We start from the raw sequence: 24,108 nt of genomic DNA, 5'->3' as shown, positions 1-24,108 counted from the left end.
GGCTTCCGTTCTAGTGGCAAGAGGTTTTTCAGTTTTTCCCATTGATCGTCACGTATCTCGTATCTTCTTCTCATGTGAGAAGTTTACCAAATTATAGGGCCTTTTGATAGTTTGAATACACGCCCTAACGAGACTCTTTGAATCCAGAAAATATAAAACAATGGGCGACTTGGGGAAATCGCTTTAGCATCAGTTCTTAAGCATGCTGGCGGATGTGGCTGAACAGGAACGGAAGAAAAACCGGCAGCGACAAGCGGAGGGAATTGAGGTTGCTAAGGCAGATGGGGTTAAGTTTGGACGCACGAAGGTCGAGATCGGTACATCTGAATGACCGCTTCCTCCAGCCAACCGTCACGTCGCTGGTACGGTTGAAACACTCGGTCTGAAACTCGCCGTTTCGGTCCCTCAGTACCTCCATATCCTCAATTGGACCGGGAGGGATCGATTGTAGTACCCGTTGCGACTGTTGTTTGCCGAGGAAGCGTTGTGTTCCAGAATGCTTTGGATTTCAGCTTTCATCATGCGTTCCAAGTGATCTCGGACAGATTGGGTGACAAGATTTTCAAATAGATCTTGTCAGCTTTCGTCCTCACCGGCTTCGCTCAATGGCGGCCTGGCGCAGCGCCGGGCTTGCCCCAAAACGTAAAAATAGCCGCGCAGGCAAGCAAACTGGCCCCGCCCGAGAAGCCTAGAATGATTGGAGCGTAGCCCAGATACCAGGTTCCGATCACGACGGTCAGCGCGCCCAGCCATACGGCCAAATGGACGAGCTCGCGGCCGAGACTCACGCCGACATATAAATAGAAGCCAGCCAGCAGCAAGGAACGCAGCAATTCGGTATACAAGGGAGGAATAAGTCCGAGCCTTACAAGCTGTACGATGATGACGAGCAGCACGATCGCCGCCGCCACCGCAGGAACGCCAGTTTTGACGCTCCAGCGTCTTTCCTTCGCCGCATAACTTCTGGCATCGCGGATCAAGTAAACTGCGCTCACCGCAGCCGCCGCGATCAGCAGCACCTTGCGGAACGCTCCGCTCGGGTCGATCATCCATATATATTGCAGCAGCGAATCGGCCATCCACTGAATGCCCCATATCGTCAAATAAGGAATCGTCCAATACGTTTCGGCCTTGGCCTGCTTCATGCGTTTCACCTCAAATCAACGCCTAGCTTACTATTCCTTCCGGGAGAAGTCAAACTTGCCTCAGGCCGCCCGCCCTCACTTGACGGGATCGCCCCGGTTGCGCTTGGCGTATTCGCGCGGCGAGAGGCCTACGACTTTTTTGAACATGCGGCTGAAATAAAACTCGTCCCCATAACCGACGCTTTGGGCGATTGATTTCAAGCGGTAATCGGATAAGACGAGCAGTTCTTTGGCGCGGTCCATGCGCAGATGAGTCAAATAATCGATCGGGCTGTAGCCGATCACCTTTTTGAACAGCCGGGAATAATGGCTGACGCTGAGGCCGGCCATCTGGGCCAGCGATTCGAGCGTCAGCGGCTCTTTGTAATGCTGCACCATGTAGTCCTGCGTCAGTTCGATGGCGGCCGTCGTATCGCCCGCCATTTTTTGGACGCGGAAATCGTGCAAAAGGGCAAGCCAAAACTCCTGCAGCAGCAGCTTGCGCCGCATGGCTGTCATATGTCCCCGGCGCTGCCATAGAACGAATAGCTGTTCCATATAGTAGATGAACTGCGGCGTATTTTGCAGCGAGTACATGCCTTGCAGCGGAAACGGGCTCTCCGCCGAGCTTCGGCAAATCCACTGTTCCTTCTCCTCGTACGTTTCCGTATAATGAAAACGTAAAAAGTAATATTCAAGGGACTGATCGGGGTCGCTTCTTCGTTCCACCAGCATACCTGGGGCGAAAAAAAACAGCTTGCCCGGCTCGGCTGGATAATGCGTGCCGCCGATCGTGAACGTTCCTTTTCCTTTTACGATCAGCCACAGCGAGTGATGCCGGATCGTGCGCAGCGGCTGAACCCAGGCCGGCTCGCACTTCCGGTGGCCGGTCAGGACGATCGAGAATACCAGTTTGTTGAGCTGGGCGGCAATTTGCCCCGGGGTCAGCATCGCTCGGATTCGCTCCTTTCACTACTCGGGTGCGATCCCTCAAAAAATGGACCGGCATTTTCTGGATCGCGCCTCATACATCATAACAGAAACGGGAAACGAAATGACAGATAGGGAGATGGCGATGGTGGGCGCGAACGAAGCCAAATTATATTTTTCCACAGAACTGCTCAACTGGTATAACACGCATAAACGGGATTTGCCTTGGCGGCGAAGCCGCAATCCTTATTATATATGGATATCCGAAGTGATGCTTCAGCAAACCCGCGTGGAGACGGTTATTCCGTATTATCATCGGTTTATCGAGCAGTTCCCGACGGTCGAGGCGCTGGCCGACGCGCCCGAGGAACAGGTGCTGAAGGCATGGGAAGGGCTTGGCTACTATTCTCGCGCGCGCAACCTGCAGGCAGCCGTGAGGGAGGTTAAGACAAGCTACGGCGGCCAGGTGCCCGATTCCAAGGAGGACATCTCGTCGCTGAAAGGAGTGGGGCCGTACACGGCCGGTGCGGTGCTGAGCATCGCCTATAACAAGCCCGAACCGGCGGTGGACGGCAATGTGATGCGGGTGCTGTCCCGCTATTTCCTGCTCCGAGACGATATTGCCAAGCCCTCGACCCGGATCGGTATGGAGAAGCTCGCCAAGGAGCTGATCCCGGAAGGGAAGGCCGGCGACTTCAATCAGGCGCTGATGGAGCTCGGAGCGACGGTATGCACGCCGAAATCGCCGCACTGCCTCACTTGCCCGGTGATGGAGCTGTGCGCCGGGAGACTGGAGGGGGCGGCGGACGAGCTGCCCGTGAAAACAAAGGCGAAGCCTCCTCGGCCGGAGCGGCGAGCTGTCGCTTATATCGAGGGCGCGGGAACGGAAAGCGGCCGCGTGCTTATCCGGCAGCGCCCGAAGGAAGGGCTGCTCGCCCGGATGTGGGAGCTGCCGCATGTGCAGCTGCCGGAGACGCTGCAGGCGTCTGCGGGACGGGCTGGTGCTGACGCTGATGCTGGCGCCGACGCGGCGGCAATGCGTTTCCTGCGCGAGAAGCTGGAGGCCGAATACGGCCTGCTTGTCGAGCCGGTGGAGCCGATGATGGATACCGAGCATACGTTCAGTCATATCGAGTGGCGTATGCGGGTATACCGGTGCCGCTTCGCCGGTTTTACGGAAGGTGCGGCGGCTGCGGGCGATCGTGGCGGTGACGCCGGGCAAGCGTCCGGGGAGCAGCAGGAGAAAACAACGTTTCTATGGTTTGGCGAGGAGGAGCTGCGGCAATATGCGCTCCCGAACGTTTTCGTGCGGATCTTGCAGCAGGCGCCGCCGGCCGATTCGCCGAAAAGCTAGGCGCCGGGGCGGCACCGTTTGCAAACTTTGGCTTTTACACCGTCCTCGAGCGTTCGGGTGTACAGCAGCTTAATGCGGGTCGAGCCGCAGACGGGACATGTTCCTCTTCCCCTGGAGGGCAGCTTCCATAGCGCTTTTCCGCGATTTGATTTCGACATGGCTCGTTCGTCCTTTCGTCGGTCGATTCGCTTCCATTGTATTCGCCTCTCCAGCGAAACATGCGAAGGGACGAGCTGCTTCCGAAAGGCGAACGGGACAAAAAAATCCCCGCCGAAATCGTCTTGAAGGACGGTCCCGGGCGGGGATTGTAGGTTTTTATTACTTGGCGGCGTCGTACAGCTTGCCGACTTCGTTCCAGTTGACTACGTTCCAGAAAGCGCCGATGTAGTCAGGGCGTTTGTTTTGATATTTCAGGTAGTAAGCATGCTCCCATACGTCCAGACCGAGGAGCGGCGTATCGCCTTCCATGATCGGGCTGTCTTGGTTAGGCAGGCTGTACACTTTCAGCTTGCCGTCCTTCGAAACGGCGAGCCATGCCCAGCCGCTGCCGAAGCGGGTTGTTGCCGCTGCCGCGAAAGCTTGCTTGAACGCGTCAAAACCGCCCAGCTCGCTGTCGATTGCCGCAGCAAGTGCGCCGGTAGGAGCGCCGCCGGCGTTAGGGCCGATCGTCGTCCAGAACAAGGAGTGGTTAGCGTGACCGCCACCGTTGTTGCGAACCGCGGTGCGGATATCTTCAGGGACGGCATTCAAGTCGGCGATCAAAGCTTCGAGCGACTTGTCGTGCAATTCCGGATGTTTGTCGAGCGCTGCGTTCAGGTTCGTCACGTACGTATTGTGGTGACGGTCGTGATGGATTTCCATCGTTTGAGCGTCGATATGAGGCTCAAGAGCGTTGTTGGCGTAGGCCAGTGGCGGAAGTTGATGTGCCATGAAAGAAATACCTCCCTAAATAATGGATTTGTACACGTCTATTATCCCTCATTTGCGGAGATAAATCAACATGTGCAATACTTATGTTTGAAAAGTTCCCCCGGCGTCAGCCGGAAGCGGGTTCGGGATCAGGATCGGACTTAAGTGAAAACGATCATAAACAGTATGCTTGATTTTTATCATCTTATACTTTCGTTACTCATAGAATGCAGGGAAGGCCTTTAGCAGGTAAACGGTGACGAAAAATGTTGTATGAAAATGTAAAATATTTTTTAGATTTCCTATTCAGGGGCTGAAACCGATTGCAATGAAGCGTTTTCAGGAGATAATTGAAAGTTTTTAAGGATTTATTAAGATTTAAGCAGGATTCCCTCGGTTTTTGTCGTATTTATTAACGTTAGGAAGATAGGAATCCGGGACTCCCCTCATATGCTTCGAAGGCGTGCGGGGAATATGACTTGCTAACAGTTAGAAACGACAGGGGATAGCTTATGGGGCCGAAGTCCTACCGAATAGAGGGACGATGGTCGCCATTTTGCTTTTTCCGCCAATCAGATGACCGGCCTGCCCGAGCGCGGGTATCCGGCCGGGAGCTGTAAAAACCAAAACGGGGAGAGACCAAGATGTTCGTTCGGCCCTTTCAATTGTCCGATTATGCGTCGATTACGAAACTTTTCCGCGAAGTGCTGTCCGAAGAATGCTACGAGGAAACGATCGAAGCGTTCGCCAAGCAGCTTACCCTGGACCCGGAGCTCGTGCTCGTATCCGTACTGAACGAGGAGATCGCCGGAATTATCATCGGCACCATCGACCAGCGCAATCAGGGGTATTATTACCGTATCGCCGTAGCGCCGGAATGTCAGCGGAAGGGGATCGGCAAGGCGCTGATCGCCAGCCTGAAGATGAAGTTTACGCAGCGCAAGGTAAGCAAAATTTTGGTCACTGTAGATGTGCATAATGAGCCTATTCTTCCCGTTTATGAAGCGGCGGGATATACCGACAACAATTTCTCCCGCTCGTTCCGTCATTTGCGAATTGTCAGCGGTCGCTGATTGGCGAAGCCGGCCGTTTATCTGAAGGGCATATCTTGAAGCTATTGCAATGAGCTACATTTGCAATTGGCGTAGAGGTATGCTTTTGTATTCTTGTAAGGGCTTTTTTGGGGCTTTACGCAGTCCCGGACAGGCAAGCACTTACTTCGATAATTATTTTTGTATATAATAGAACCAGTTGCCAGAAAGGGCCCCGCGTATGAACTCATTCACCAAATACCAAATCAAGAGTTTCAAGCATGACGGCCATCTTCATCGCATGTGGCTGAAAAATTGGCGCATTGCCGACGAACTGCTCGTCCCCGAGCATCGGCTGGAGTCGATGATTGTGCTCATTAACAGCCAGACGCCCATTCGGGAGCGGGACGGCAAGGAGTGGACGAGCAAAATTCCGTCGGTCACCTTTTTTATTCCGGGTGAATGGTTCAATGTCGTGTCGCTGCTGGAGGACCAGGGAATCCGCTACTATTGCAATATCGCCTCTCCTCCTTATGTGAACGGCGGCGTCATCACGTACATCGATTACGATCTCGACGTCATTCGCACGCCGGACGGCAGTACGCAGGTAGTCGACCAGGAGGAATACGAACAGCATAAGCATAATTATCATTACTCGGACATGGTCGATCGCAAGGTGAAGCGGGGGCTGGGTTCGCTGCTCGAGAGGCTTGGGCGGGGAGATTCGCCGTTTCGGAGCGAGCAGGTGCTCGCTTATTACGAGCTATGGAAAAAAGAAGGGCCGGAGGGCTGACATGGACACTTACAAAGGCCAGGACGACCGCCGCGCCGCTGCGGCCATGACCGCGGAGCCGGAGCAGCCGCCTAGCCGCAGCATGGCCGCAGAGCTGTGGGATTGGACGAAGTCGATTGCCGTGGCGCTTTTTATCGTCATATTGCTCAATATGTTTGTGTTCAATCTGTCTACGGTTAAAGGACACTCGATGGAGCCGACGCTCCGCGAGAAGGAATGGCTGTATGTGAACAAAATCGCCCTGCTGATCGGACATCCGAAGCGGGGAGACGTAGTGATCCTGAAGGACCCCGATATGCGCTCGGCCGAGCGGCAATATTTGGTCAAGCGGGTTGTGGCGATTCCGGGGGACAAGGTGGAAATCAAGGGCGGCAAGCTGTTCGTAAACGGAGAGCCGGTTGCCGAACCGTATACCGATATCAAAATCGAAGACGGCGACCGCAGCCCGGTCGTTGTCGAGGAAGGCCGCTATTTCGTCATGGGCGACAACCGGCATCAGGGGGCGAGCAAGGACAGCCGCATTTTCGGAACGGTCGAGGAGAAGCTGATACAAGGCCGGGCCGACTTCATTTTGTGGCCGCCTCGTCAAATGGGAGGATTGTAAGTGAAAGATGTGACGATCTACACGGACGGCGCCTGTTCGGGCAATCCCGGTCCCGGCGGCTGGGGAGCGATCCTGTTCTACGGCGGGAATCGCAAGGAGATGTCCGGCGGCGAGAAGCATACGACCAACAACCGGATGGAGCTGGTCGCGGCCATCGAAGCGCTGGGCGTGCTCAAGGAGCCGTGTCAGGTAAAGCTGCACAGCGATTCCGCCTATTTGGTCAATTGTTTCCAGCAAGGCTGGTTCCGGGGCTGGATGAGAAACGGCTGGAAAAACAGCAAAGGGCAGCCCGTCGAAAATCAGGATCTGTGGAAATCGCTGCTGCAGCTGATGGACAAGCACCGGGTCGAGTATGTAAAGGTTAAGGGACATAGCGACAACGAATTCAATAACCATTGCGACTTATTGGCCCGGGAAGCGATCAAGCGGCTGACCTGAGGTGATAGAGATGGAGAAGGCAGCGTACGACAGCAAGGACTATTATGCGCAGCTGAAGGAAGACATTCGCGCGGCCGCGCCGGAGCTGGGCATCGACAAGATTGGCTTCGCTTCAGCCGAGCCTTTCGTGGAATTAAAGCAAATCCTCATACAGCATCGGGAGCGAGGCTATGAATCCGGCTTCGAGGAGCCCGATCTCGAGAAGCGGACGGATCCGGCGCTCAGCCTGGAACGTCCGCAATCGCTTGTATCGATTGCGATCGCATACCCGTCGAAGCTGAAGGATGCGCCCAAGTCGGCGCCCGGCGCTTACAGGGGGATCATCTCTAGATCGTCCTGGGGCGAGGACTACCATAAGGTGCTGCGAAAACGAATCGCCGCCCTGGAAGAATACATCAAGGAGCGCGTACCGGAGGCAAGAATCGAAAGCATGGTCGACACCGGATCGCTGTCCGACCGTGCCGTCGCGCAGCGGGCGGGCATCGGCTGGAGCGGCAAAAATTGCGCGATTATTACTCCCGAATGGGGCTCGTGGGTATATTTGGGCGAGCTGATCACAAGCATTCCGTTTCCCCCGGATAGGCCGATTACCGACCAGTGCGGCGACTGCACGATATGCATCGACGCTTGTCCGACCGGCGCCCTCGTTGGGCCGGGCCAGCTCAACTCGAGCCGGTGCATCTCCTTCGTCACGCAAACGAAAGGGTTCGTCTCGGAGGAGATGATGCGCAAAATCGGCAACCGTTTGTACGGCTGCGATACGTGTCAGGTCGTATGTCCGGTTAACAAGGGGAAAAACTGGACGCACCAGCCCGACCTGCAGCCCGAGCCCGAGAAGGTGAAGCCGCTGCTGAAGCCGCTGCTGTCGCTGTCGAACAAGCAGTTTCGCGAATTGTACGGCCATCTAGCCGCCTCCTGGCGCGGCCGCAAGCCGATTCAGCGCAATGCGCTTATCGCGCTCGGCAACTTTCGGGACGAGACCGCCGTTCCGCTGCTGTCCGATGTGATGCGGACCGACGAGAGACCCGAACTGCGTGCGGCGGCCGCCTGGGCGCTGGGACGGATCGGCGGAGACGAAGCGCGGTCTGCTCTGGAGCAAGCGAAACGGACCGAGGCTCATCCCGTGGCGGCGGAGTACATGGAAACGGCGCTGAAGGCTATTGCCGGGGTGGACGGTGGCGCTTCGGACATGTATCCTTAAGGTACCGACAAATTATACTCATCCGATATGTTAAGGGGCGCCAGCTGCATGAAATATGTAAGCATCGAGCAGGTCGAGCCCGGACAATTTTTGGGCAAGACGATTTTTGCCAGCAACGGCACCGTGCTGCTGTCCGAAGGCGTGCAGCTTACCGTATACATGATCAACACGCTTAACCGGATCGGCGCCACGATGCTTTACATCAAGGACCCTCAGTTCGAAGACGTGGACATCCCCGAGGTGCTGTCGGAGGAAACGAAGCGTTCCGTCATGAAGCGGATGACCGAGACGTTCCAGACGATCAAATCCGGCAAGTCGTTCGATCCGCGGGCGGTGAGCATCAGCATCGATCAACTGTTGGATGACGTGATGCGGAACAAGGAAGTGCTGATCCAGTTGTCCGATATCCGGACGAAGGATAACGAGATGTACGTGCATGCTCTGAACGTATGCATGATGTCTACGATGATCGGCATCAATATGAATCTGAACCACGGGCAGATCAAGGAGCTCGCGATCGGATCGCTGCTGCACGACGTAGGCAAAGTCGAAAGGCTGACCGACGACGAATCGCCCGATCTGAAGCGCCATCATACTTGGCGCGGCTTCGATCTGCTGAAGCAGAAGCAGGAGCTGAACTTGCTGATCGCCCATGTGGCGCTTCAGCATCACGAGGCACCGAACGGGGAAGGGGTTCCGCGCGGGCTAAGCGGCGATCAGATCCATATCTACGCACAGATCGTAAGCGTGGCGAATATGTTCGACAATTTGCTAAGCGGCCTGGCCGGTGTCGGCAAGCCGATGCTGCCCCATGAAGCGTGCGAACATATGATGGCCCTCGCGGGGAACAAGCTCGACCGGGACGTGCTGATCCATTTTCTGCGAACCGTATCCATATATCCGAACGGGGCGTCGGTCCGGCTGTCGACGAAGGAAACCGGAGTCGTCGTTGGCCAGCATCGCGGCTTGCCGGGAAGGCCGGTCGTTCGCATCGTCCGCCAGGTCGGGGAAGAGATCGAGGTCAAGGAAGTCGACCTTGCGAAGCATACGACCGTATTTATCGAAAGCGTGCTTTTGTAACCGCGCTTTCGGACTGTCCCCCAAGACAACGGTCCAGTCATCGAGCGTCCTGTACCGGATTGGCGCGGTGGGGCTTTTTCCTATTTGAAGTCGAGTTGGCAAAATGCTATGATGAAATGGTTTCGACATCCATTTTCAAACAATTGCCAGAGGTGAATAACGAGAATGTGGAGCTGGATCATCCCTATACTGACACTGATCGCCGGTCTCGTAGGCGGCTTTTTTATCGGTGTCTTCTACTTGCGCAAGCAGCTCGAATCGATGCAATCGAATCCGGAAATGCTTCAACAGATGGCCAAGAAGATGGGGTACAATTTGAATAAGAAGCAGATGCAGCAAATGCAGAGCATGATGAAAAACCAGAAGTGGAAGTAAAGGCTGCATCTCCCTCGGCAGCGAGGAGGAGGGTAACGAATGGCTGGACTTAAAGACTACAGCAACGAACACGTAGGACGGAACCGGGATAAGATCGAAGAGCATATCCGGGAAATTTTGCGCCTGATGGGCGAAGACGTGGAGCGGGAAGGCTTGATCGAAACGCCGGCCAGGGTCACGCGCATGTACGAGGAAATTTTCGCGGGCTATTCAGTGGACCCGCGCGAAGTGCTGGGCGTCACGTTTGATGAGAGGCACGAAGAACTCGTCATCATTAAAGATATCGTCTATTACAGCCAGTGCGAGCATCATATGGCGCCCTTCTTCGGCAAAATCCACGTCGGCTACTTGCCCAGCGGCAAAATCGCCGGCCTCAGCAAATTCGCCCGGCTCGTCGAAGCGGTCACGCGCCGTCTTCAGGTGCAGGAGCGGATCACATCGGAAATCGCCGATATTCTCGTCGAAGTGCTGCACCCGCAAGGGGTGATGGTCATCGTCGAGGGCGAGCATCTGTGCATGTGCTCGCGCGGCGTGAAGAAGCCGGGAAGCAAGACGGTCACGTCCGCCGTTCGGGGGCGTTTTACTTCCGACTCCGCGCTGCGTGCGGAATTTTTATCGCTGGTGAAAGAGTGAACCGGACAGCGGGATATAAAACCTTCAAGTCACTTCGGTGGCCTTGAAGGTTTTTTTGTTAACGGTAGCGGTCGATTAACCTGTCGGCACAATTGGATTGATAATCATTATCAATATAATGAACGTGTGAAGATGGAAGGAGTGAAGTCCGATGGAAAATCCAGCATTTCGGCTATGGAATCGGATGTTTCCGTACGTATCGTCCGTTGCAGCCGGCTCCGATGGCATGTTATACGCTTCTTCGCTCGGACACGGGGTCTACCGGATCGGCCCGAATGGGGACTGGAAGGCAATGGACGAGATGTGGCCCGAAAACGTTACCGTCAATCGGCTCATTTGCAGCGGAAGCGAAGTAACGGCTTGTACGAATTCGGGCCTGTTTACATACAAGAGCGACACATGCTGAAAGGCGGCGGAAGTTGCGGTGCCCGCTTATCGGCTTCGCCAAGGGGAAAGCGGCCGGCTGCTGGCGGCGACCGAATACGGCATCTGGTGCAATATGGGCAGCGGCTGGTTCAATTGGGCTTATCCCGACTGCATCGTGTATGATATTTTATATTTGCCCGGGTATGTAGTGATCGGCTGCGATCGCGGAATCGCTTATTACGACAGGCTTACCGGCGAATGGGCCGAATTCGCGCTGAAGACGGCGGTAACGAGTCTCGCAGTATTTCGCGGGCGTCTGGTCGGCACGGGCGAATGCGGGCAGCTCGTGTACGGGAATGGACGGGGCGGCTTCAACGTGTGCCGGTTTGACGGCCTGTTCCTGGTGAGCGTCATTCAACGGGGGAGCGACATCTACCTTTGTTCCGACAGAGGGCTGTTCCGTCTCGCAGAGTGGCAGGGGCGCTTCATGGTGCTGCCGGTGCGGCTTGGATTTCCGGTTTCCGACGCGGCCTGGATCGGCGATACGATGATCGTGGCCACGTTATCCCGGGGCATCGAATTTGTGCGTTAAAAAAGAAGCGCCGGAAGTCAGGAAGATCCCGACCCCACGACGCTGTTTAGAAAAGCCATCGTCCGCCGCAAATACTCTTTTTTGTTCGCTTTATAGATCAGCTCGTGTCTGGCGTTCGGCAGCAGCCACAGCCTCGAGTTCGGATTGGATTGATTGCCGGCTATCTCTTGCGCGACCTCGTAAGGAGCCTTGACGTCCTTCTCGCCGTGAATGAAGAAGATCGGCATCGGATAGTCCGTCTCCTTGACGGTTCGATACGGAATCTGATCCATGCTGGTGCCGTTCAGAATCGGGAAAAACAGGCGGATCAGCGGCAGGGAAGGAAATTTCGGCAAATCGATCTGGTTCTTAATGTTATGAAACATCGTGTCCGGCTCAAGCAGGAACATGCTGTCCAGAATCATCGCCTCGATCTGTTTGTTTTGCAGCGCCGTTTGCAGGGCGGTTCCGGCCCCCATCGAGAAGCCCCATACGTACGTATGCTTCATGCCCTTCTCCTTGACAAACTTGAGCGCGCCTTCCAGCTCGAGCGACTCCCGCACCCCGCCGGTCACGGACAGATCCGGCTGCACGTAGCCGTAGTCGAACAGCAGCACATTGTAATGCTGCCTGTTCAGCTCCTGCGCCAGGGAGTAAAACGGCACCCACAGCTCTTCCCGGTTGCCGCCATAGCCGTGGGAGAATACGACGACCTTGTCGGAGTCCTCGGCGGGGATAAACCATCCTTCGAGCGAACTGGCGCCGTCGCTGCTGGCGAAACGGACATCCTCGTAAGCGAGTCCTGCGGCAAGCTGCGGATTGGAGCTGAGGGGAGCGATAGCCGGTCTGGCCAGCATCCAGGCGATATAGCCGTGGAAAGCGAGCACCGCGCATAAGGCCAGCGAGAGCAGACTGAGGACGGGGAGTAGGATCCACCATTTTTTGCGGGATATTACTGGATTGATAGCGCTTCCATAAGAGGTTGAAGCATAGGGGGCGGCCGAAGCTGGTGTTGGTTCCATAGCTGATCCCTCCAATCTCGTAGCTGTAATGAAACGTTGTGGAAAAGGGATATCGACAGGGCGGCGATTGTATCTGTATATGAAAGTTGTACAGTCAATGGGAAAACGAGAACGGGACCGGTAAGATTCCTTTATATTCATAATAGAGCGACAGGAGTATTTTGGTCAATAGCTGCGGGAAAGGTAAACAATAGCAAAAAACGATTTGCTCCAAACAACCCGCGGCACTTTACGTCGGCTCGAAGAATGGCTATACTAGAGTAAAACTGAGTTTCATATAATGAAACTATTGGGGCGAAACGAAGATGGACGATAGTAAGCTGACTGTACGCGCCGTCGAACGGGCGCTTGATATTTTATCCGTATTTACCGATGAAACGGAGCTCAGCCTGACTGAAATTTCCGTGAGGACGAAGCTGCACAAAAGCACGGTGCACCGGCTGCTCGCATCGCTCGAGGGCAAAGATTTCATTACCCGCAACGCGGAAACGGAAAAATACCGGCTCGGCTTCCGCATCTGGGAGCTTGCGGCCCATTTGTCTCAAAACGACGACCTGGGTCTCCTGCTCCAGCCGGAGATGGAGCGGCTGCGGGATGCCATCGGAGAAACGGTCAGTTTGTACGTCAGGGATGGCGGGGAACGGATTCGCATCCAGGCGGTGCAGAGCAATCAGGCGATCCGCAGAGTCGCTCCGATCGGTGCCCGGCTGCCGCTGAACGTGGGGGCGTCGAGCAAGGTGCTTATCGCCTTCGCAGGCGCCGATGTGCAGAAGGAAGTGCTGGAAACGCTCGAATGGTCCGGCCTTGCGGAGAAGGAGGCGTTTATACGCCAACTGGACGAAATCCGGCTGCTCGGCTATGCGACGAGCGTGGAGGAGCGAGAGCCCGGAGCGGCCGCGGTATCGGCGCCCATTTTCAACCGGTCACATAAGCTGGTTGCGGCTTTGGCCGCCTCGGGACCGTCGAACCGGCTTACGCTGGAGAGCATGAGAGACCATGCGGCGCTAGTGATCGAGTCCGCCGGGCGAATGGGCAAAATGCTGATGAAGTAATTGAAGCTTTAGAAACAGGGAAAGGACCTCAGCTTCCGCTTTGCGGTGGACCCCGAGGTCCTTTTGTTATGGCTGCCGTTTCAGGCCGGCCGGCGGAGGGTATATATTCCGTAAGGCGGCCTATCCAAGAAAGGAGGCGACCCGCGATGGGACTGCTAATCAGTATTCTGATGGCTGTGCTGATCGGATCGATCGGCGGCGCTCTTGTGAGAAACGGCATGCCCGGCGGATTTTTCGGTGCTATGCTCGCCGGTTTTGCCGGGGCGTGGCTCGGATCGCTCCTGTTCGGGAGCTTCGGACCGGTCATCGGCGGCTTTGCCGTCATTCCGGCCATTGTCGGCAGCGCCCTGTTCGTTTTTATGCTGGGGCTGTTGTCGCAAGCGTTGCGGAAGTCGGTCTAACCTTGGCATCGACGAGGCGGAAATGCCTGCATAATCGATACCGGTCAAGAAACCAAAAATAAGAGGTGGTAGCGATGAAAATAACAAGTGGATGGAAAGGCGTATTGCTCGGAGGGGCGGCAGGCGCTACGGCGGCTTTGCTGCTCTCCCCCGTATCCGGGAAGAAGCTGCGGCAGAGCTTGAGGAAACACGCAGATAGCGCTCTGGAGCGAGGCGCCAATGCGGTGCAGAGCGTACGGGACAAGACGGCTGAACTCGCAGGGGATCTGCGCGACAAAGCCGGGGAGCTTCAGCAGGAAGTCAAGGACAAGGCGGTTCAGCTCGCGGACGATGCGGCGGAGATGGCGCATAAGGCGGCAGGCAAGTAAACGCGGGCATTATGAGCGGTAACGATGGAAAAAACGGAGGAGGCGAACGAAAATGGAAAGCTGGAGAATGAACAGGACGATGCCGAACGATTTTTTTGCCCGGGCCATCATACGGCTCGGGTTCATCCCGGCGGAAGAAGGAGGGCGCAAGCTCGTTCAACTGTCGTTATTTTCACCCGAGCAAAATGACAGCTTCCTGTTCCGGGTTCCTTACGTTTCGGACGAATCCGAGCGAATCACGCTGCTTGCGCATGACGCTACGTTTTTCGGCGGAATCGACGGAAGCAAGCCGGTGCCGGACGAGATTCGGGAGGCGGGGCTGCGCAAGCTGGCCGAGCTGTGCGGCGACGAGCTCGTGCCGCTGAGCGGGTGGCCGGAAGAGGAAGCGGACGTATACACAGCAGCCGGTCAAGACCCGGAGGAGGAAGAGGAGGAGAGTCGTCCATTGAACGGAGTAATGGCCCCCGAGGAGGAGGACCTGGTTCGGCTTGGCAAAGAAATGAAGATGATGAAAACGAATTCGGAGCTGGAGCGGGAAGGATTGATACCCGATCCGATCCAAAATTGACGCCGCTTATGCGGCGTCCGTTTTTTTGTAAATCGTTTGTTGGGAACGAAAAGCACGCCCTCGGCCTGGCCTTCCCGGCCATGCTGAGGGCGTGCTTTTGGATTTTACACGGCCGCCGCGCGACTCGCGATCAGCTCGCACCACTCCTGCTCAGTGAAGCGCCTTTCGAGCAGCCATTGTACGGCTATAGGTTTCCCTTCATGCCGGACGAGCTCGTCATTTTTCAAGTAGTAGCCGTGCTCTTTCGCAATTCGGTAGACGAGGCAGAAGTGCTCCGCCCCTTCAATCGCTTCCTCCAGCGTATCGAACGTGCCTAGAGCTTGACCGAAGCCAAGCGGATTCGTAAGCGCCTGAATCGTAAGCTGATATGAACGGCCATCTTCGCAAACCAATACGTCGCTTCCGGAACAACGAATTTGATGTTTGATTTCCATAACGATCACCGCCTATCGAGGATTACTTATCATTACACGTTATATCGGCGTTTGAAACAAGCTGCCGAAACGAACGGCAAGCGCGCAGCCGATCGGAATCGGTGCGCGCTAGGGCTGGGTGCTATGGGCTGAGCTGCGCTTGAGAAGACGTTTAGGGCTCGTCCTCTACCAGCAGCGTTTTCAATTTGGCGGTCGCCCGTTTCAGGATGCGCGATACGCTCATCTGCGAGACGGATAGCTCGGCTGCAATTACGCGCTGGGACAAACCCTGCTCGAATACGAGAGAGAGCACCTGACGCTCCTCCGGCTTCAGCTTGTCCATGGCTTCGATCAGATCCATCCGTTCGACGATGGAGTCGTAGTCCTCGTTCGGAGCGCCGATCATGTCGCCGAGCGTCGAGGCGGAGTCCTCCTCCGACACCGGAGTATCCAGCGACACGTAATGGTACAGCTCCCGTCCGGCGAACACCTCCATCGTCTCCTCGTAGGACAGTCCGAGATGGCCGGCGATTTCCTCCACGTTTGGAGAACGCTCCAGCCGAACGGTAAGCTCGTCGATCGCCTGGCGGAGCGAAGCGCCTTTTTCCTTGATCCGCCTCGGCACCTGAATGTACCAGGACTTGTCCCGCAAAAAATTTTTCATATGCCCGATGATGCTTTTCATTGCGTAAGGCTCGAAAGGGCTGCCTTTCCCGGCATCGAACTGGTCGAATAAACGGAGCAGGGCCATATGGCCCACCTGGAGCAAATCTTCGTACAAGTCGGGACGGCTTCGGGCCATTTTGCCTGCAGCCATTTTGACCATAGGTTCGTACTGCCGGATCAGCTCTGTCGCCAAGTCATCCGTCGGGTTGCGCTGGTATTCGATAATACCGGCGACGGAATCGTTCGGAGAAGGCCATACCGGGTTTGTACTCATGCCGTTTCCTCATTCCTTGCAAGACGCTTCGTCATGACGACCTCCGTACCGATGCCGCCAAGCACGTCGACTTCGTCCATCAGCGCCTGCATCAAGTATAGGCCGAGCCCTCCGGCTTCGATCTGATCGATCGTTTTGCCGTGCAGGGACGGGACCGCCTGCTTATCGGGAGAGACCTCGAAGCTTTTGCCTTCGTCTTTGACGGCAATCGTCAGCGCGTCTCCCGCCATCGTAAACCGGATTTCCATCATGCCTGCTACATCATAGGCATGCAAAACCGCGTTGTTGCACGCTTCGGATACGGCTACTTTCATATCTTCGATATCTTCGTAGAGGAATCCTTGCTTCGAGGCGATTCCGTATAACGTCAGGCGGACGAGGTCGATATATTCCGCCGCAGCCGGGACACGAAGAGTTACAGTAGGATAAGTTGGTTTCATCTCGCTACTCTCTTTCCTTTCTCATTGTGCTTGTGCGGCCGATGGACCGGCAAGGTTCAAAAAAGGGGTAATGCCCGTCATGTCGAACAGCTTTCGGATATGCGCCGGTACCGCCTCGATCGTAAAGGGGCCGCCGCGGGCGTGGCGGGCTTTGAGCACCGAGATGAGAATGCCGATCCCCGTGCTGTCTATATATCGCAAATCTTGCAGATTCAAGGTGAGGATTCGGTCGCACAGCTCCACCAGAGGCTCCATGACGGCGCGCATCTGCGCGGCCGCTTCAAGATCAAGCTCACCGTTTATGTACACGGTGCACTGTCCCTCCTTCGTGTCGGTGCGCATGCGAAATTTGGAAGATTGCATAAACAGATCATCTCCTTTGCAGAGGGTCTACCTGCCATATAACCACAATCGGCGCATTTGAAACAGGCGGAATCATGGTTTGAAAAAAATTATATAACTCAAGCATTACGGTTCAGTGCCGTTCTCCAGGCCTGCAATGTCAAGGGAGGATACAGGACGGCAAACGGTTCGTTGTTGTCCGGGCCAGGAGCCATATTCTCTGCACAGTCGGCGGCAAGCACAACCATCGCGGTCGTGGCGGCCATGCTCAGCTCTTCGGCCGCGCTCTGCATGTCGGGAAGGGAGGCAGCTGTACACACATATAGCGCCAAGGGCTTGTCATTTGCGTCCGGCTGCAGCGGAAAAGCTTCGTCGCCGGATGCGAGACGCACGGCGTACCCGAGCTGACGCAGCTGAGCTGACGCGAGCCAAGCCCGATACGACTCGACTCCGGCTACGAGGGCTTGTCCGGAATGCTGTGCAGCGGAAGCATCCTGTGCCGCAGCCGAGCACTCGCTATAAGCCGGGTCGTCGTTCGGACAATCCGGGTCCGGCATCCCGACTTGTATGGTGAATACGAACATGGCCCCTTGTCCGTCTCCCGGCACGACCCGGATCGAGCCGCCCATTAATTGTACGAGCGATTTGCAGATGGCGAGGCCGAGGCCGGTGCCGCCATATTTGCGCGACATGGATGCGTCAAGCTGGGAGAACGGCTGGAACAGCATATTGCGCTTGTCTTCGGGAATGCCGATGCCGGTATCTTTCACGGCGAATTCCAGCTCAAGCATGCCCGCAGGAAGCGAAGCCGCTTCCGGGCGTTCCGCCTCGCGAACCAGCACGTACACGCCGCCGGTCTGCGTAAACTTGACAGCATTGCCGATCAGGTTGGCAAGCACTTGCCGCAGACGGGTCGGATCGCCGATGACGAGCGGAGGGATGCCGGGGGCGATGTCGGCTGTCAGCTCCAGCCCGCGCTTTGCCGCCTCGGCCCGAAACAGATCGGCGGCGTCAAGGATGCACGCTTCGAGCAGAAACGGCTGCTCCTCCAGTTCCATTCTGCCGGACTCCATCTTCGTAAAGTCGAGAATATCGTTCATGACTGTCAGCAGGGCGTCCATACTTTTGCGGATTACCGCGGCGTACTCCTTCTGCTCCGGGTTCAGCTCGGATTCGAGCAGCAGATCGGCCATGCCGGTGACACCGTTCATCGGCGTACGGATTTCGTGGCTCATAATCGCAAGAAATTCGCTTTTCGCCCGGGAAGCGAGCTCCGCCGCTTCCTTCGCCTCGAGCAGTTGCAGGCTTTGCTTCTGAAGCAGCTCCTCGGAGCGCTGAAGCTGCCGCGTATGTTCCTCCAGCAGCTCGTTGGCGCGCTGCCGATTGCGCGACTGTTCCTCCATCTCCGCCGCCAGCGCCTGCGACTCCTTCAGCAGCTGCTCGACGCGCATCCGGTCGTAGATCGTGTTCAGTATGGTGCCGAGCTTCTCGATCAGATGCTTCAGCAGCTCGCGCTGGATGTACGAGAACGGCTTCACGGCGGCCAGCTCGATCACGCCGACGACCTCGTCGCCGAACCGGATCGGATATACGATCAGCTGCGTGGGAGGCGCCTCGCCGATGCCGCTGCGGATGCGGACGTAGCCGGGCGGGACGTCGTCCACCGTCACGATGTTGCCGTCTTTGGCGCACTGGCCGACGAGTCCTTCGCCGAGGCGGAACGAGCTGGCAAAGGAGGCGTTCTCGTCTCCAGCCCCTTCGGCATAGACGCCGTACAGCCGGACCGAATCGGTCCGCTCCGGTTCGCTGCGCAAATAGATGGCTCCGTATTGGGCGCCGAGTACGGGAGCGAACTCACTGATGAACGTCTGCGCCACTTGCCTTACCGCGCCGAGGTCCTCGATCAGCTCGGTAATGCGGGCCATGTGGGTATTTACCCAGGCCTGCTCTTCCTTGGCCATGTTATACTTCGTTTCCATCTCGTTTTTGGCGTGCAGATCGAGCGCGACTTGCCGGAATACGCGCGCCAGCTCGGCCAGCTCGTCCTTCGAGGTGACCTCGATGCGCATGAGCGAGCGAAGCCGGTTTTGGCCGAATTTTTTGGCCATGCTGTCGAGCAGGTTCAGCCCCTTCGTAATGCTCGGGATGACCCACAGCATGACGCACAATCCGAGCAGCGTGCCGGCGACCGACAAGGCGGTGGTCATGCTGGCGGACTGCCGGTACAGCGCGCGCGCTTCGGCCATTTCCACATCCAGCGAACGCTGGTGATAGCGGGACAAGCTTTCAAGGCTGCCGAGAAAATCTTTTTGCGTCACGTTGCCTTCCGTGCGGCTGTATTCCAGCGCTTCCGCGGCTTTGCCCTCCTGAAGCTTCGTCAGCACGGCGCTCGTATAGTCGCGGAAATGCTCCGCCTCGCGGACGGCCGTATCGACCAACTGCTGCTCGCCGGGCTCCTGCACCCGGTTCTGCAATTCGCTGAGCTGCCGAATGACGGCGTCGACGGACCGGTTGATCGGGTCGATCCGATTCGGAAGGCTGTCGTTATCGAGCAGGACGTTCATAATCTCGCGTGCCGCCGTATTCACGTCGCCGTGAATGCTGGAGGTAATCTTCACTTTGGCGTAGCGCATTTCGTAAAATTGCGCCAAAGCGTCGTTCATCCGGGACATCCGCTCGTAGCCGATCGTCGTTATGACGATAAGCAGCGCGACAAGCAGCCCGTAGCCCATCACGAGCTTCGTTTTGATTTTCAACGCGGCAGCGCCTCCTTCTTCACCTCGGCTATAATGAGACAGCGGTCATCCTGCCGCATATGCGGCTCCGGCTCTTGAAACAGCAGTTTTTCGAGCTGTTCCGGACAAGCTCCGGTCCGCTCCAGGATGTCCAGCAGTTTCTCGACCTGCCACTTGTCCGCGGCATCCAGCGATTCGAGAACGCCGTCCGTGTACAGCAGCAGCCGGTCGCCTTCGCGAAGCTCCAGTACCCGCTTCTCGATCTGGATGCCGTCGAACAGGCCGAGGGCGACGCAACTCCGGTCCAGCTTTTGCGGGGCGGAGCCGTCTCCGCGCGTCAGCAGGCCGGGGGGATGCCCGGCATTGACGTATTCGAGCGTTCCCCGGGCGATATCCGCCACGGCGTACAGACAGGTGAAATAGTACTGAACGAGCGGATTGGAAAATTGCAGCTGGATCGCTCGGCGATTCAGCTCCCGCACGACGTATTCCGGATCGACCTGCGTCAGAATGGCGTCTCTCAGCGCGGAAGCGACGAACATGCAAACAAGCGACGATGCAATGCCGTGACCCATCGCATCGATAATGGCAATGCCGTAGCGGTTGCTGTCGATTTTGTACCAGGCGTACCAGTCCCCGGCGAGATGCTCGGCCGGTTTGTACAGGCCGCGAATCGACAAGCCGGGCTCATCGACCGGCGAAGGGAGCGCCGCCGCCTGCACTTGGCGCGCCAGCTCCAGCTCCTCGCGAAGCCTGCGGTCCCGCACCTTGTGCCAATCCTTTTCGGCTTTGAGCCGCAAGGCCGCGCGAATGCGCGCCAGCAGCTCGATGCGGTTGATAGGCTTCGTGACGAAGTCGCACGCTCCGGCGTCGAGCGCCTCGGCCAGCTTCAGCGAGTCGCCGACGGCCGTTACCATAATGACGGGAATGTCGCGCAGCCGCTCTGTTTGCTGCATGATGCGGCAAGCTTCGATACCGTCCATGCCCGGCATCATCATATCGAGCAGGACGAGATCGATAAGCGGCGCCTGGGGCGGAATGTCCGCATTGCCCAGCAGACGGAACATTTCGTCCGCCGACGCGGCCGTCCCGATCCGGTCGTAGCCGGCTTTCTTCAGCATTTCCCGAACGACCATCACATTCATCGGATTGTCGTCCACGATCAATATTCGCATCGTTCGTTCTCCTCGGATGTCTAATGTCTACCGCCTGCACTTGACGGATTTGCTTATTTCCATACTAGCTCGTCTTCCGGCTTCCGTCTACCCGCGCCGAAAACGGCAAGAAGGAATGGGAGCTGGCGCTCTCATTCCTTTGCCGCGGGCGTCTTCGGATGGAAGCTTATAAGAAGCGAGTCTATGCACGCAGCCGGTTTACAGTCCCCGGGTTGCCGGGACCCGGCTTTTCGCCATAACGATCAATTTGCCGCGATCCATATCGTATTCATAGGCATCCGCTTCCCGCTGCGTGCAGCCCATCGACATGAGCTTGGCGCGAAGCTCGTCTCCGCGGGAGCGGAACCAGTTGGCCATGCTTTGCATAATCCCTTCCTCTTCCACGCTAACGGTGCTGACATTCGCCGCTTCCGCCAGATCGTCCGTGCGGTTCCTGTCATGGGCGAGAATGTAAATATCCTCCGGCAAGTATCCTTGTCTGCGCAGCGAGTATACCTGTTCCATCGCTCTTGCTCCATTATCGACGACGGTGACGAAAACTTTCTCGTTCATATTGAACGCCTCCTTTTCGCTATTCCGCCTATGGTGGGGCGGTGTGCCGATCTATTCGTTTTATAACCGCGGCGGACCAAGCTGAAACAGGCTATGCGACTTTTTAACGCTGACGGGGGCTGGCAGGCAGGAACATTCGGAAGACGGAGAGAACAGTACATAACATGTAAGGTTCAGGACGAAACATGCAAGTGCTGCCACACAATTCCGATAGGGCCGGTGATAGAATGGAACGAGTTAGAGCGATAACGGACAGCGATTTCGAAGGCGGGACTCCCGCCTATATGGATCGTGTGTCCCGCTATGGAGCGAGAGGCGTCGTCATCGATGACCAGCGGAACGTGGCGATGATGTATATGTCGAAGCGCGGTTTGTACAAGCTGCCCGGCGGAGGCCTGGAGGAAGGCGAACCGGCGCAGGCCGCCTTCCTACGCGAAATCCGGGAGGAAACCGGGTACGAAGCGGATGTGATTCAGGAGCTGGGTTATATCGAGGAGCATAAGAAGACGAATAATTTCATGCAGCTTTCCTACTGTTATATAGCCAAGGAGCGCGGCAAAACCGGCAGCCCGACGCTGACCGAGAGCGAGAGCGAGCTTGGAATGGAGGTCCGCTGGATGCCGATCGGCCAAGCAATCGAGGTGATGAAGATGGGCATGAGCCAATGCGGAGAAAAATCCCGATTATTTATGCTTTTGCGTGACAAAACGATTCTCGAGCTGGCGAAGCGAGCGCTGGACGAGATGTGATTGCCAGCCAGCCGGCGGGATCCCCCTACCCGAAAAAATTGCACTCCGTGTCTATACGCTTCTGCTATAATGGCTAGGTAGAAAAGAACGGATACCGTAATCGGGGGGCTAACATGGGTTACGTATTTTTGCTGCTGGCTACGCTATCATGGAGCTTTGTCGGTGTGTTGGTTAAGGTTGCTTCGGCCATGCTCGACAGCTCTACCATTACTTTTTTGCGCTTTGCGCTCGGAGTCGTCTTTTTGGGGGCGTTCCTGCTTTTCCGCAGCGGGAAGCTGCCGGTGAGGTTCGATCTGACCTGGCTGTGGATCGGCGCGGCCGGCAAAGGCTGCAACTACTTTTTCGAAAATTTGGGGCTATCGCTTGGCTACTCTTACGGCAACATTCTGGTTGTCCCGATTCAGACGATCGTGCTGCTGCTTATATCGGTGCTCTGGTTCAAGGACCGATTAACCGTGCGCGGCTGGGCGGCCGCCGCTTTATGTTTGGCCGGAGTGCTGTGCATCAGCTGGAACGGGAGGCCGCTGTCGGGACTGTTCGGCGACGGAGGCTCGTTCATTACGCTGTTGTTCGCTATTTCGGCCTTTGGTTCGGCTTTTCACGTATTGGGACAAAAAATGCTCACCTCGAAAATGGAAGCGGGCGAAATGAATTTGTCGATGTTCGTGCTGAGCTCGGCGATCATGGCGCTCCCGCTGCCGTTTCAATTCGAGATGACGGGTGAACTGGCGATCGGTCCGGTAGCCGCGCTGCTGGCGCTGGGACTCATTACCGGCATGAGCTTTTATTGGTTTTCGCGGGCGCTGCGTCTTGTTTCGTTCCCGATCGCCATCATCGTCAGCAATACGTCGGTTCTGTTCGGCATATTGTGGTCGGGCGTCATCCGGCACGACCCGATTACCGTTTATTTGGTGGCGGGAGCGCTCGTGTTCGCCGGCGGTTTGGTCATCCTGAACTGGCCTTCGCGCAATCCGGCAGTTCGAAGCTCCGGAAAGGGAGCTTCGGCTTAGACTGAGGAGGGCGCGTTAAGCGAGGGGAAGCGGCCGGGCTTTTGCACAAGGAAGGGCGTGATTGTAACGGAAGCGTATGTAAGGGCGATTTCCGGACATGTTCCGGAATTTCCGATCAAGTCGGTCAAACGAAACGAAAACGGACAAAACAACGTGGTACTGGAAGTCAACGGCGAGTTTATATTCCGGTTTCCCAAGTACCGGGAAGGCATTGCGCAACTTAAGCGGGAACTGCGTTTGCTGGAATGGATTCAGGGTTATGTATCTTTGCCGATTCCTGCGCCAGTCTATGTGAACATCGCGAATAAAGCAGTCGGCGAGGCGTTTGCGGGATATAAGAAAATACGCGGCGAGCCTCTGTGGAAGGAGGCTTGGCTGGGTCTAAGCGGGAGCGGAAAAGAGAGGATGGCCGGACAACTGGCCCGTTTTTTGGCCGCTCTGCATCGGATTCCAGTTGAGCCCCCGGACCCGGGACAACCCTCCTTAGTCGATTGGAGCGAGTGGCATACTTTACACCAGAACATTCAAATGAAGCTGTTCCCTTATATGAGCTCCGCACGGCAAAGAGATGTCGACATGCACTTTGAATCGTTTTTCGAGACGTATGCGGGCATGAACATAAGGGCTGCTTGGGTACACGGCGATTTTGGGACAAGCAACATCCTGTTCGATCCCTCAGTTCCCGAAGTCACCGGAATTATCGACTTTGCGGAAGCGCATCCGGGCGATCCGGCCCTGGATATCGCTGGATTGATGGCATCGTACGGCCACGAGTTTGTGGAGCTGTTCCGCCGTTTTTACCCCGATCTGGAGGGGACGCTCGATCGAGCCTCGTTTTACGCAGGAACCTTTGCGCTTCAGGAAGCGTTGTTCGGCCTGGACAATGGCGACGAAGAGGCCTTTCGTAACGGCATTAAAGACTATGTGTAAAT

The 24,108-nt window shown here is 56.5% G+C and carries 30 protein-coding genes and 1 pseudogene; 18 read left to right on the top strand and 13 right to left on the bottom strand.

Annotated elements, in window-relative coordinates; all coding sequences use genetic code 11:
* Window positions 1-311: 311 nt before the first annotated feature.
* The 3 genes and pseudogenes from D7M11_RS38185 to D7M11_RS29720 form a co-directional block, all read right to left on the bottom strand.
* A pseudogene (locus tag D7M11_RS38185) lies at window positions 312-573 on the bottom strand (transposase); the annotation flags it as partial.
* Between the two features lie 29 nt (window positions 574-602).
* Window positions 603-1,145, bottom strand: a complete 543-nt coding sequence (locus D7M11_RS29725) for a hypothetical protein (protein ID WP_120750909.1) — start codon at window positions 1,143-1,145, stop codon at window positions 603-605.
* Window positions 1,146-1,220: 75 nt separating this feature from the next.
* Window positions 1,221-2,075 carry an AraC family transcriptional regulator gene (locus D7M11_RS29720; protein ID WP_120750908.1) on the bottom strand — a complete coding sequence of 285 codons (855 nt, stop codon included), beginning with the start codon at window positions 2,073-2,075 and terminating at the stop codon, window positions 1,221-1,223.
* A 103-nt stretch (window positions 2,076-2,178) separates the two neighbouring features.
* Between D7M11_RS29720 and mutY the strand changes: the two genes are divergently transcribed.
* The gene (mutY, locus tag D7M11_RS29715; RefSeq protein WP_240041362.1) at window positions 2,179-3,408 is read left to right on the top strand and encodes an A/G-specific adenine glycosylase; all 1,230 of its coding nucleotides are present in this window, start codon (window positions 2,179-2,181) and stop codon (window positions 3,406-3,408) included.
* On the opposite strand, the gene D7M11_RS36805 is transcribed toward mutY, so the two are convergent.
* Window positions 3,405-3,566, bottom strand: a complete 162-nt coding sequence (locus tag D7M11_RS36805) for a hypothetical protein (RefSeq protein WP_168928332.1) — start codon at window positions 3,564-3,566, stop codon at window positions 3,405-3,407. The two genes, mutY and D7M11_RS36805, sit on opposite strands and share 4 nt — an antisense overlap.
* Window positions 3,567-3,726: 160 nt before the next feature.
* Window positions 3,727-4,338, bottom strand: a complete 612-nt coding sequence (locus tag D7M11_RS29710; protein ID WP_120750907.1) for a superoxide dismutase — start codon at window positions 4,336-4,338, stop codon at window positions 3,727-3,729.
* A gap of 623 nt (window positions 4,339-4,961) precedes the next feature.
* Here D7M11_RS29710 and D7M11_RS29705 point away from each other — a divergent pair.
* The 10 genes from D7M11_RS29705 (at window position 4,962) to D7M11_RS29660 (ending at window position 11,430) form a co-directional block, all read left to right on the top strand.
* Window positions 4,962-5,390 carry a GNAT family N-acetyltransferase gene (locus D7M11_RS29705; protein ID WP_120750906.1) on the top strand — a complete coding sequence of 143 codons (429 nt, stop codon included), beginning with the start codon at window positions 4,962-4,964 and terminating at the stop codon, window positions 5,388-5,390.
* A gap of 199 nt (window positions 5,391-5,589) precedes the next feature.
* Complete coding sequence (locus D7M11_RS29700; protein WP_120750905.1) at window positions 5,590-6,141, top strand: DUF402 domain-containing protein; 552 nt, start codon at window positions 5,590-5,592, stop codon at window positions 6,139-6,141.
* Window position 6,142: 1 nt separating this feature from the next.
* On the top strand, window positions 6,143-6,745 hold the full coding sequence (gene lepB / locus D7M11_RS29695; RefSeq protein WP_240041361.1) for a signal peptidase I: 603 nt from the start codon (window positions 6,143-6,145) through the stop codon (window positions 6,743-6,745).
* Window positions 6,746-7,183 (top strand): ribonuclease HI, encoded by a 438-nt coding sequence (gene rnhA / locus D7M11_RS29690; protein WP_120750904.1) that lies wholly within the window; start codon window positions 6,746-6,748, stop codon window positions 7,181-7,183.
* A gap of 10 nt (window positions 7,184-7,193) precedes the next feature.
* Window positions 7,194-8,384, top strand: coding sequence for a tRNA epoxyqueuosine(34) reductase QueG (gene queG, locus D7M11_RS29685; RefSeq protein ID WP_120750903.1), 1,191 nt, complete (start codon window positions 7,194-7,196; stop codon window positions 8,382-8,384).
* Window positions 8,385-8,432: 48 nt separating this feature from the next.
* A complete protein-coding gene (locus D7M11_RS29680) occupies window positions 8,433-9,464 on the top strand; it encodes an HD-GYP domain-containing protein (RefSeq protein ID WP_120750902.1) in 1,032 nt (343 codons plus the stop codon).
* Window positions 9,465-9,629: 165 nt separating this feature from the next.
* Window positions 9,630-9,839 (top strand): YneF family protein, encoded by a 210-nt coding sequence (locus D7M11_RS29675; protein WP_120750901.1) that lies wholly within the window; start codon window positions 9,630-9,632, stop codon window positions 9,837-9,839.
* Window positions 9,840-9,878: 39 nt separating this feature from the next.
* Window positions 9,879-10,472 carry a GTP cyclohydrolase I FolE gene (gene folE / locus D7M11_RS29670; RefSeq protein ID WP_120750900.1) on the top strand — a complete coding sequence of 198 codons (594 nt, stop codon included), beginning with the start codon at window positions 9,879-9,881 and terminating at the stop codon, window positions 10,470-10,472.
* A 151-nt stretch (window positions 10,473-10,623) separates the two neighbouring features.
* Window positions 10,624-10,878, top strand: coding sequence for a hypothetical protein (locus D7M11_RS29665; RefSeq protein ID WP_120750899.1), 255 nt, complete (start codon window positions 10,624-10,626; stop codon window positions 10,876-10,878).
* A gap of 18 nt (window positions 10,879-10,896) precedes the next feature.
* Window positions 10,897-11,430 carry a hypothetical protein gene (locus tag D7M11_RS29660; RefSeq protein WP_120750898.1) on the top strand — a complete coding sequence of 178 codons (534 nt, stop codon included), beginning with the start codon at window positions 10,897-10,899 and terminating at the stop codon, window positions 11,428-11,430.
* A 17-nt stretch (window positions 11,431-11,447) separates the two neighbouring features.
* Here the strand turns inward: D7M11_RS29660 and D7M11_RS29655 are convergent, their stop codons facing one another.
* The gene (locus D7M11_RS29655; protein ID WP_120750897.1) at window positions 11,448-12,431 is read right to left on the bottom strand and encodes an alpha/beta hydrolase; all 984 of its coding nucleotides are present in this window, start codon (window positions 12,429-12,431) and stop codon (window positions 11,448-11,450) included.
* Window positions 12,432-12,736: 305 nt separating this feature from the next.
* Here D7M11_RS29655 and D7M11_RS29650 point away from each other — a divergent pair, with 305 nt between their 5' ends.
* From D7M11_RS29650 to D7M11_RS29635, 4 genes are all read left to right on the top strand, one after another.
* The gene (locus tag D7M11_RS29650; RefSeq protein WP_120750896.1) at window positions 12,737-13,483 is read left to right on the top strand and encodes an IclR family transcriptional regulator; all 747 of its coding nucleotides are present in this window, start codon (window positions 12,737-12,739) and stop codon (window positions 13,481-13,483) included.
* Window positions 13,484-13,629: 146 nt separating this feature from the next.
* Window positions 13,630-13,884 (top strand): GlsB/YeaQ/YmgE family stress response membrane protein, encoded by a 255-nt coding sequence (locus D7M11_RS29645; protein WP_120750895.1) that lies wholly within the window; start codon window positions 13,630-13,632, stop codon window positions 13,882-13,884.
* Window positions 13,885-13,958: 74 nt separating this feature from the next.
* On the top strand, window positions 13,959-14,252 hold the full coding sequence (locus D7M11_RS29640) for a YtxH domain-containing protein (protein ID WP_120750894.1): 294 nt from the start codon (window positions 13,959-13,961) through the stop codon (window positions 14,250-14,252).
* A gap of 52 nt (window positions 14,253-14,304) precedes the next feature.
* Complete coding sequence (locus D7M11_RS29635; RefSeq protein ID WP_120750893.1) at window positions 14,305-14,820, top strand: hypothetical protein; 516 nt, start codon at window positions 14,305-14,307, stop codon at window positions 14,818-14,820.
* 104 nt (window positions 14,821-14,924) lie between these two features.
* Here the strand turns inward: D7M11_RS29635 and D7M11_RS29630 are convergent, their stop codons facing one another.
* The 7 genes from D7M11_RS29630 to D7M11_RS29600 all read right to left on the bottom strand — a co-directional run bounded on the left by D7M11_RS29630 (window position 14,925) and on the right by D7M11_RS29600 (window position 21,417).
* Complete coding sequence (locus D7M11_RS29630; protein WP_120750892.1) at window positions 14,925-15,254, bottom strand: hypothetical protein; 330 nt, start codon at window positions 15,252-15,254, stop codon at window positions 14,925-14,927.
* Window positions 15,255-15,405: 151 nt separating this feature from the next.
* Window positions 15,406-16,173, bottom strand: a complete 768-nt coding sequence (locus D7M11_RS29625; RefSeq protein ID WP_120750891.1) for a sigma-70 family RNA polymerase sigma factor — start codon at window positions 16,171-16,173, stop codon at window positions 15,406-15,408.
* Window positions 16,170-16,613, bottom strand: a complete 444-nt coding sequence (gene rsbW, locus D7M11_RS29620) for an anti-sigma B factor RsbW (protein ID WP_120750890.1) — start codon at window positions 16,611-16,613, stop codon at window positions 16,170-16,172. Before rsbW ends, D7M11_RS29625 begins: the two co-directional genes overlap by 4 nt.
* A gap of 21 nt (window positions 16,614-16,634) precedes the next feature.
* Window positions 16,635-16,976: an STAS domain-containing protein gene (locus D7M11_RS29615; RefSeq protein WP_120750889.1), complete on the bottom strand. Its 342-nt coding sequence runs from the start codon at window positions 16,974-16,976 to the stop codon at window positions 16,635-16,637.
* 98 nt (window positions 16,977-17,074) lie between these two features.
* Window positions 17,075-19,711: an ATP-binding protein gene (locus tag D7M11_RS29610; RefSeq protein WP_120750888.1), complete on the bottom strand. Its 2,637-nt coding sequence runs from the start codon at window positions 19,709-19,711 to the stop codon at window positions 17,075-17,077.
* A complete protein-coding gene (locus D7M11_RS29605) occupies window positions 19,708-20,865 on the bottom strand; it encodes a PP2C family protein-serine/threonine phosphatase (protein ID WP_120750887.1) in 1,158 nt (385 codons plus the stop codon). The genes D7M11_RS29610 and D7M11_RS29605 overlap by 4 nt, the downstream gene beginning before the upstream one ends.
* Window positions 20,866-21,063: 198 nt before the next feature.
* Complete coding sequence (locus tag D7M11_RS29600) at window positions 21,064-21,417, bottom strand: YflT domain-containing protein (protein WP_120750886.1); 354 nt, start codon at window positions 21,415-21,417, stop codon at window positions 21,064-21,066.
* Between the two features lie 227 nt (window positions 21,418-21,644).
* Between D7M11_RS29600 and D7M11_RS29595 the strand changes: the two genes are divergently transcribed.
* From D7M11_RS29595 to D7M11_RS29585, 3 genes are all read left to right on the top strand, one after another.
* On the top strand, window positions 21,645-22,166 hold the full coding sequence (locus D7M11_RS29595) for an NUDIX hydrolase (RefSeq protein ID WP_120750885.1): 522 nt from the start codon (window positions 21,645-21,647) through the stop codon (window positions 22,164-22,166).
* 113 nt (window positions 22,167-22,279) lie between these two features.
* Window positions 22,280-23,176 carry a DMT family transporter gene (locus D7M11_RS29590; RefSeq protein ID WP_120750884.1) on the top strand — a complete coding sequence of 299 codons (897 nt, stop codon included), beginning with the start codon at window positions 22,280-22,282 and terminating at the stop codon, window positions 23,174-23,176.
* A 57-nt stretch (window positions 23,177-23,233) separates the two neighbouring features.
* Complete coding sequence (locus D7M11_RS29585; protein WP_120750883.1) at window positions 23,234-24,106, top strand: phosphotransferase family protein; 873 nt, start codon at window positions 23,234-23,236, stop codon at window positions 24,104-24,106.
* Window positions 24,107-24,108: the final 2 nt, after the last annotated feature.

This window comes from Paenibacillus ginsengarvi (genome assembly GCF_003626695.1).
GTDB lineage: Bacteria > Bacillota > Bacilli > Paenibacillales > NBRC-103111 > Paenibacillus_AB > Paenibacillus_AB ginsengarvi.
This window is presented reverse-complemented; position numbering and strand designations above follow the sequence as displayed.

What these genes read in the sequence shown, in the direction of transcription:
- D7M11_RS29590 (WP_120750884.1), top strand. Translation starts at nt 22,280, where the DNA reads ATGGGTTACGTATTTTTGCTGCTGGCTACGCTATCATGGAGCTTTGTC.
- D7M11_RS29595 (WP_120750885.1), top strand. Translation starts at nt 21,645, where the DNA reads ATGGAACGAGTTAGAGCGATAACGGACAGCGATTTCGAAGGCGGGACT.
- D7M11_RS29650 (WP_120750896.1), top strand. Translation starts at nt 12,737, where the DNA reads ATGGACGATAGTAAGCTGACTGTACGCGCCGTCGAACGGGCGCTTGAT.
- D7M11_RS29640 (WP_120750894.1), top strand. Translation starts at nt 13,959, where the DNA reads ATGAAAATAACAAGTGGATGGAAAGGCGTATTGCTCGGAGGGGCGGCA.
- D7M11_RS29655 (WP_120750897.1), bottom strand. Translation starts at nt 12,431, where the DNA reads ATGGAACCAACACCAGCTTCGGCCGCCCCCTATGCTTCAACCTCTTAT.
- D7M11_RS29675 (WP_120750901.1), top strand. Translation starts at nt 9,630, where the DNA reads ATGTGGAGCTGGATCATCCCTATACTGACACTGATCGCCGGTCTCGTA.
- mutY (WP_240041362.1), top strand. Translation starts at nt 2,179, where the DNA reads ATGACAGATAGGGAGATGGCGATGGTGGGCGCGAACGAAGCCAAATTA.
- D7M11_RS29720 (WP_120750908.1), bottom strand. Translation starts at nt 2,075, where the DNA reads ATGCTGACCCCGGGGCAAATTGCCGCCCAGCTCAACAAACTGGTATTC.
- queG (WP_120750903.1), top strand. Translation starts at nt 7,194, where the DNA reads ATGGAGAAGGCAGCGTACGACAGCAAGGACTATTATGCGCAGCTGAAG.
- D7M11_RS29705 (WP_120750906.1), top strand. Translation starts at nt 4,962, where the DNA reads ATGTTCGTTCGGCCCTTTCAATTGTCCGATTATGCGTCGATTACGAAA.
- D7M11_RS29605 (WP_120750887.1), bottom strand. Translation starts at nt 20,865, where the DNA reads ATGCGAATATTGATCGTGGACGACAATCCGATGAATGTGATGGTCGTT.
- D7M11_RS36805 (WP_168928332.1), bottom strand. Translation starts at nt 3,566, where the DNA reads ATGTCGAAATCAAATCGCGGAAAAGCGCTATGGAAGCTGCCCTCCAGG.
- D7M11_RS29710 (WP_120750907.1), bottom strand. Translation starts at nt 4,338, where the DNA reads ATGGCACATCAACTTCCGCCACTGGCCTACGCCAACAACGCTCTTGAG.
- D7M11_RS29630 (WP_120750892.1), bottom strand. Translation starts at nt 15,254, where the DNA reads ATGGAAATCAAACATCAAATTCGTTGTTCCGGAAGCGACGTATTGGTT.
- D7M11_RS29645 (WP_120750895.1), top strand. Translation starts at nt 13,630, where the DNA reads ATGGGACTGCTAATCAGTATTCTGATGGCTGTGCTGATCGGATCGATC.
- D7M11_RS29700 (WP_120750905.1), top strand. Translation starts at nt 5,590, where the DNA reads ATGAACTCATTCACCAAATACCAAATCAAGAGTTTCAAGCATGACGGC.
- D7M11_RS29665 (WP_120750899.1), top strand. Translation starts at nt 10,624, where the DNA reads ATGGAAAATCCAGCATTTCGGCTATGGAATCGGATGTTTCCGTACGTA.
- D7M11_RS29725 (WP_120750909.1), bottom strand. Translation starts at nt 1,145, where the DNA reads ATGAAGCAGGCCAAGGCCGAAACGTATTGGACGATTCCTTATTTGACG.
- lepB (WP_240041361.1), top strand. Translation starts at nt 6,143, where the DNA reads ATGGACACTTACAAAGGCCAGGACGACCGCCGCGCCGCTGCGGCCATG.
- folE (WP_120750900.1), top strand. Translation starts at nt 9,879, where the DNA reads ATGGCTGGACTTAAAGACTACAGCAACGAACACGTAGGACGGAACCGG.
- D7M11_RS29635 (WP_120750893.1), top strand. Translation starts at nt 14,305, where the DNA reads ATGGAAAGCTGGAGAATGAACAGGACGATGCCGAACGATTTTTTTGCC.
- D7M11_RS29615 (WP_120750889.1), bottom strand. Translation starts at nt 16,976, where the DNA reads ATGCAATCTTCCAAATTTCGCATGCGCACCGACACGAAGGAGGGACAG.
- D7M11_RS29680 (WP_120750902.1), top strand. Translation starts at nt 8,433, where the DNA reads ATGAAATATGTAAGCATCGAGCAGGTCGAGCCCGGACAATTTTTGGGC.
- D7M11_RS29600 (WP_120750886.1), bottom strand. Translation starts at nt 21,417, where the DNA reads ATGAACGAGAAAGTTTTCGTCACCGTCGTCGATAATGGAGCAAGAGCG.
- rsbW (WP_120750890.1), bottom strand. Translation starts at nt 16,613, where the DNA reads ATGAAACCAACTTATCCTACTGTAACTCTTCGTGTCCCGGCTGCGGCG.
- D7M11_RS29625 (WP_120750891.1), bottom strand. Translation starts at nt 16,173, where the DNA reads ATGAGTACAAACCCGGTATGGCCTTCTCCGAACGATTCCGTCGCCGGT.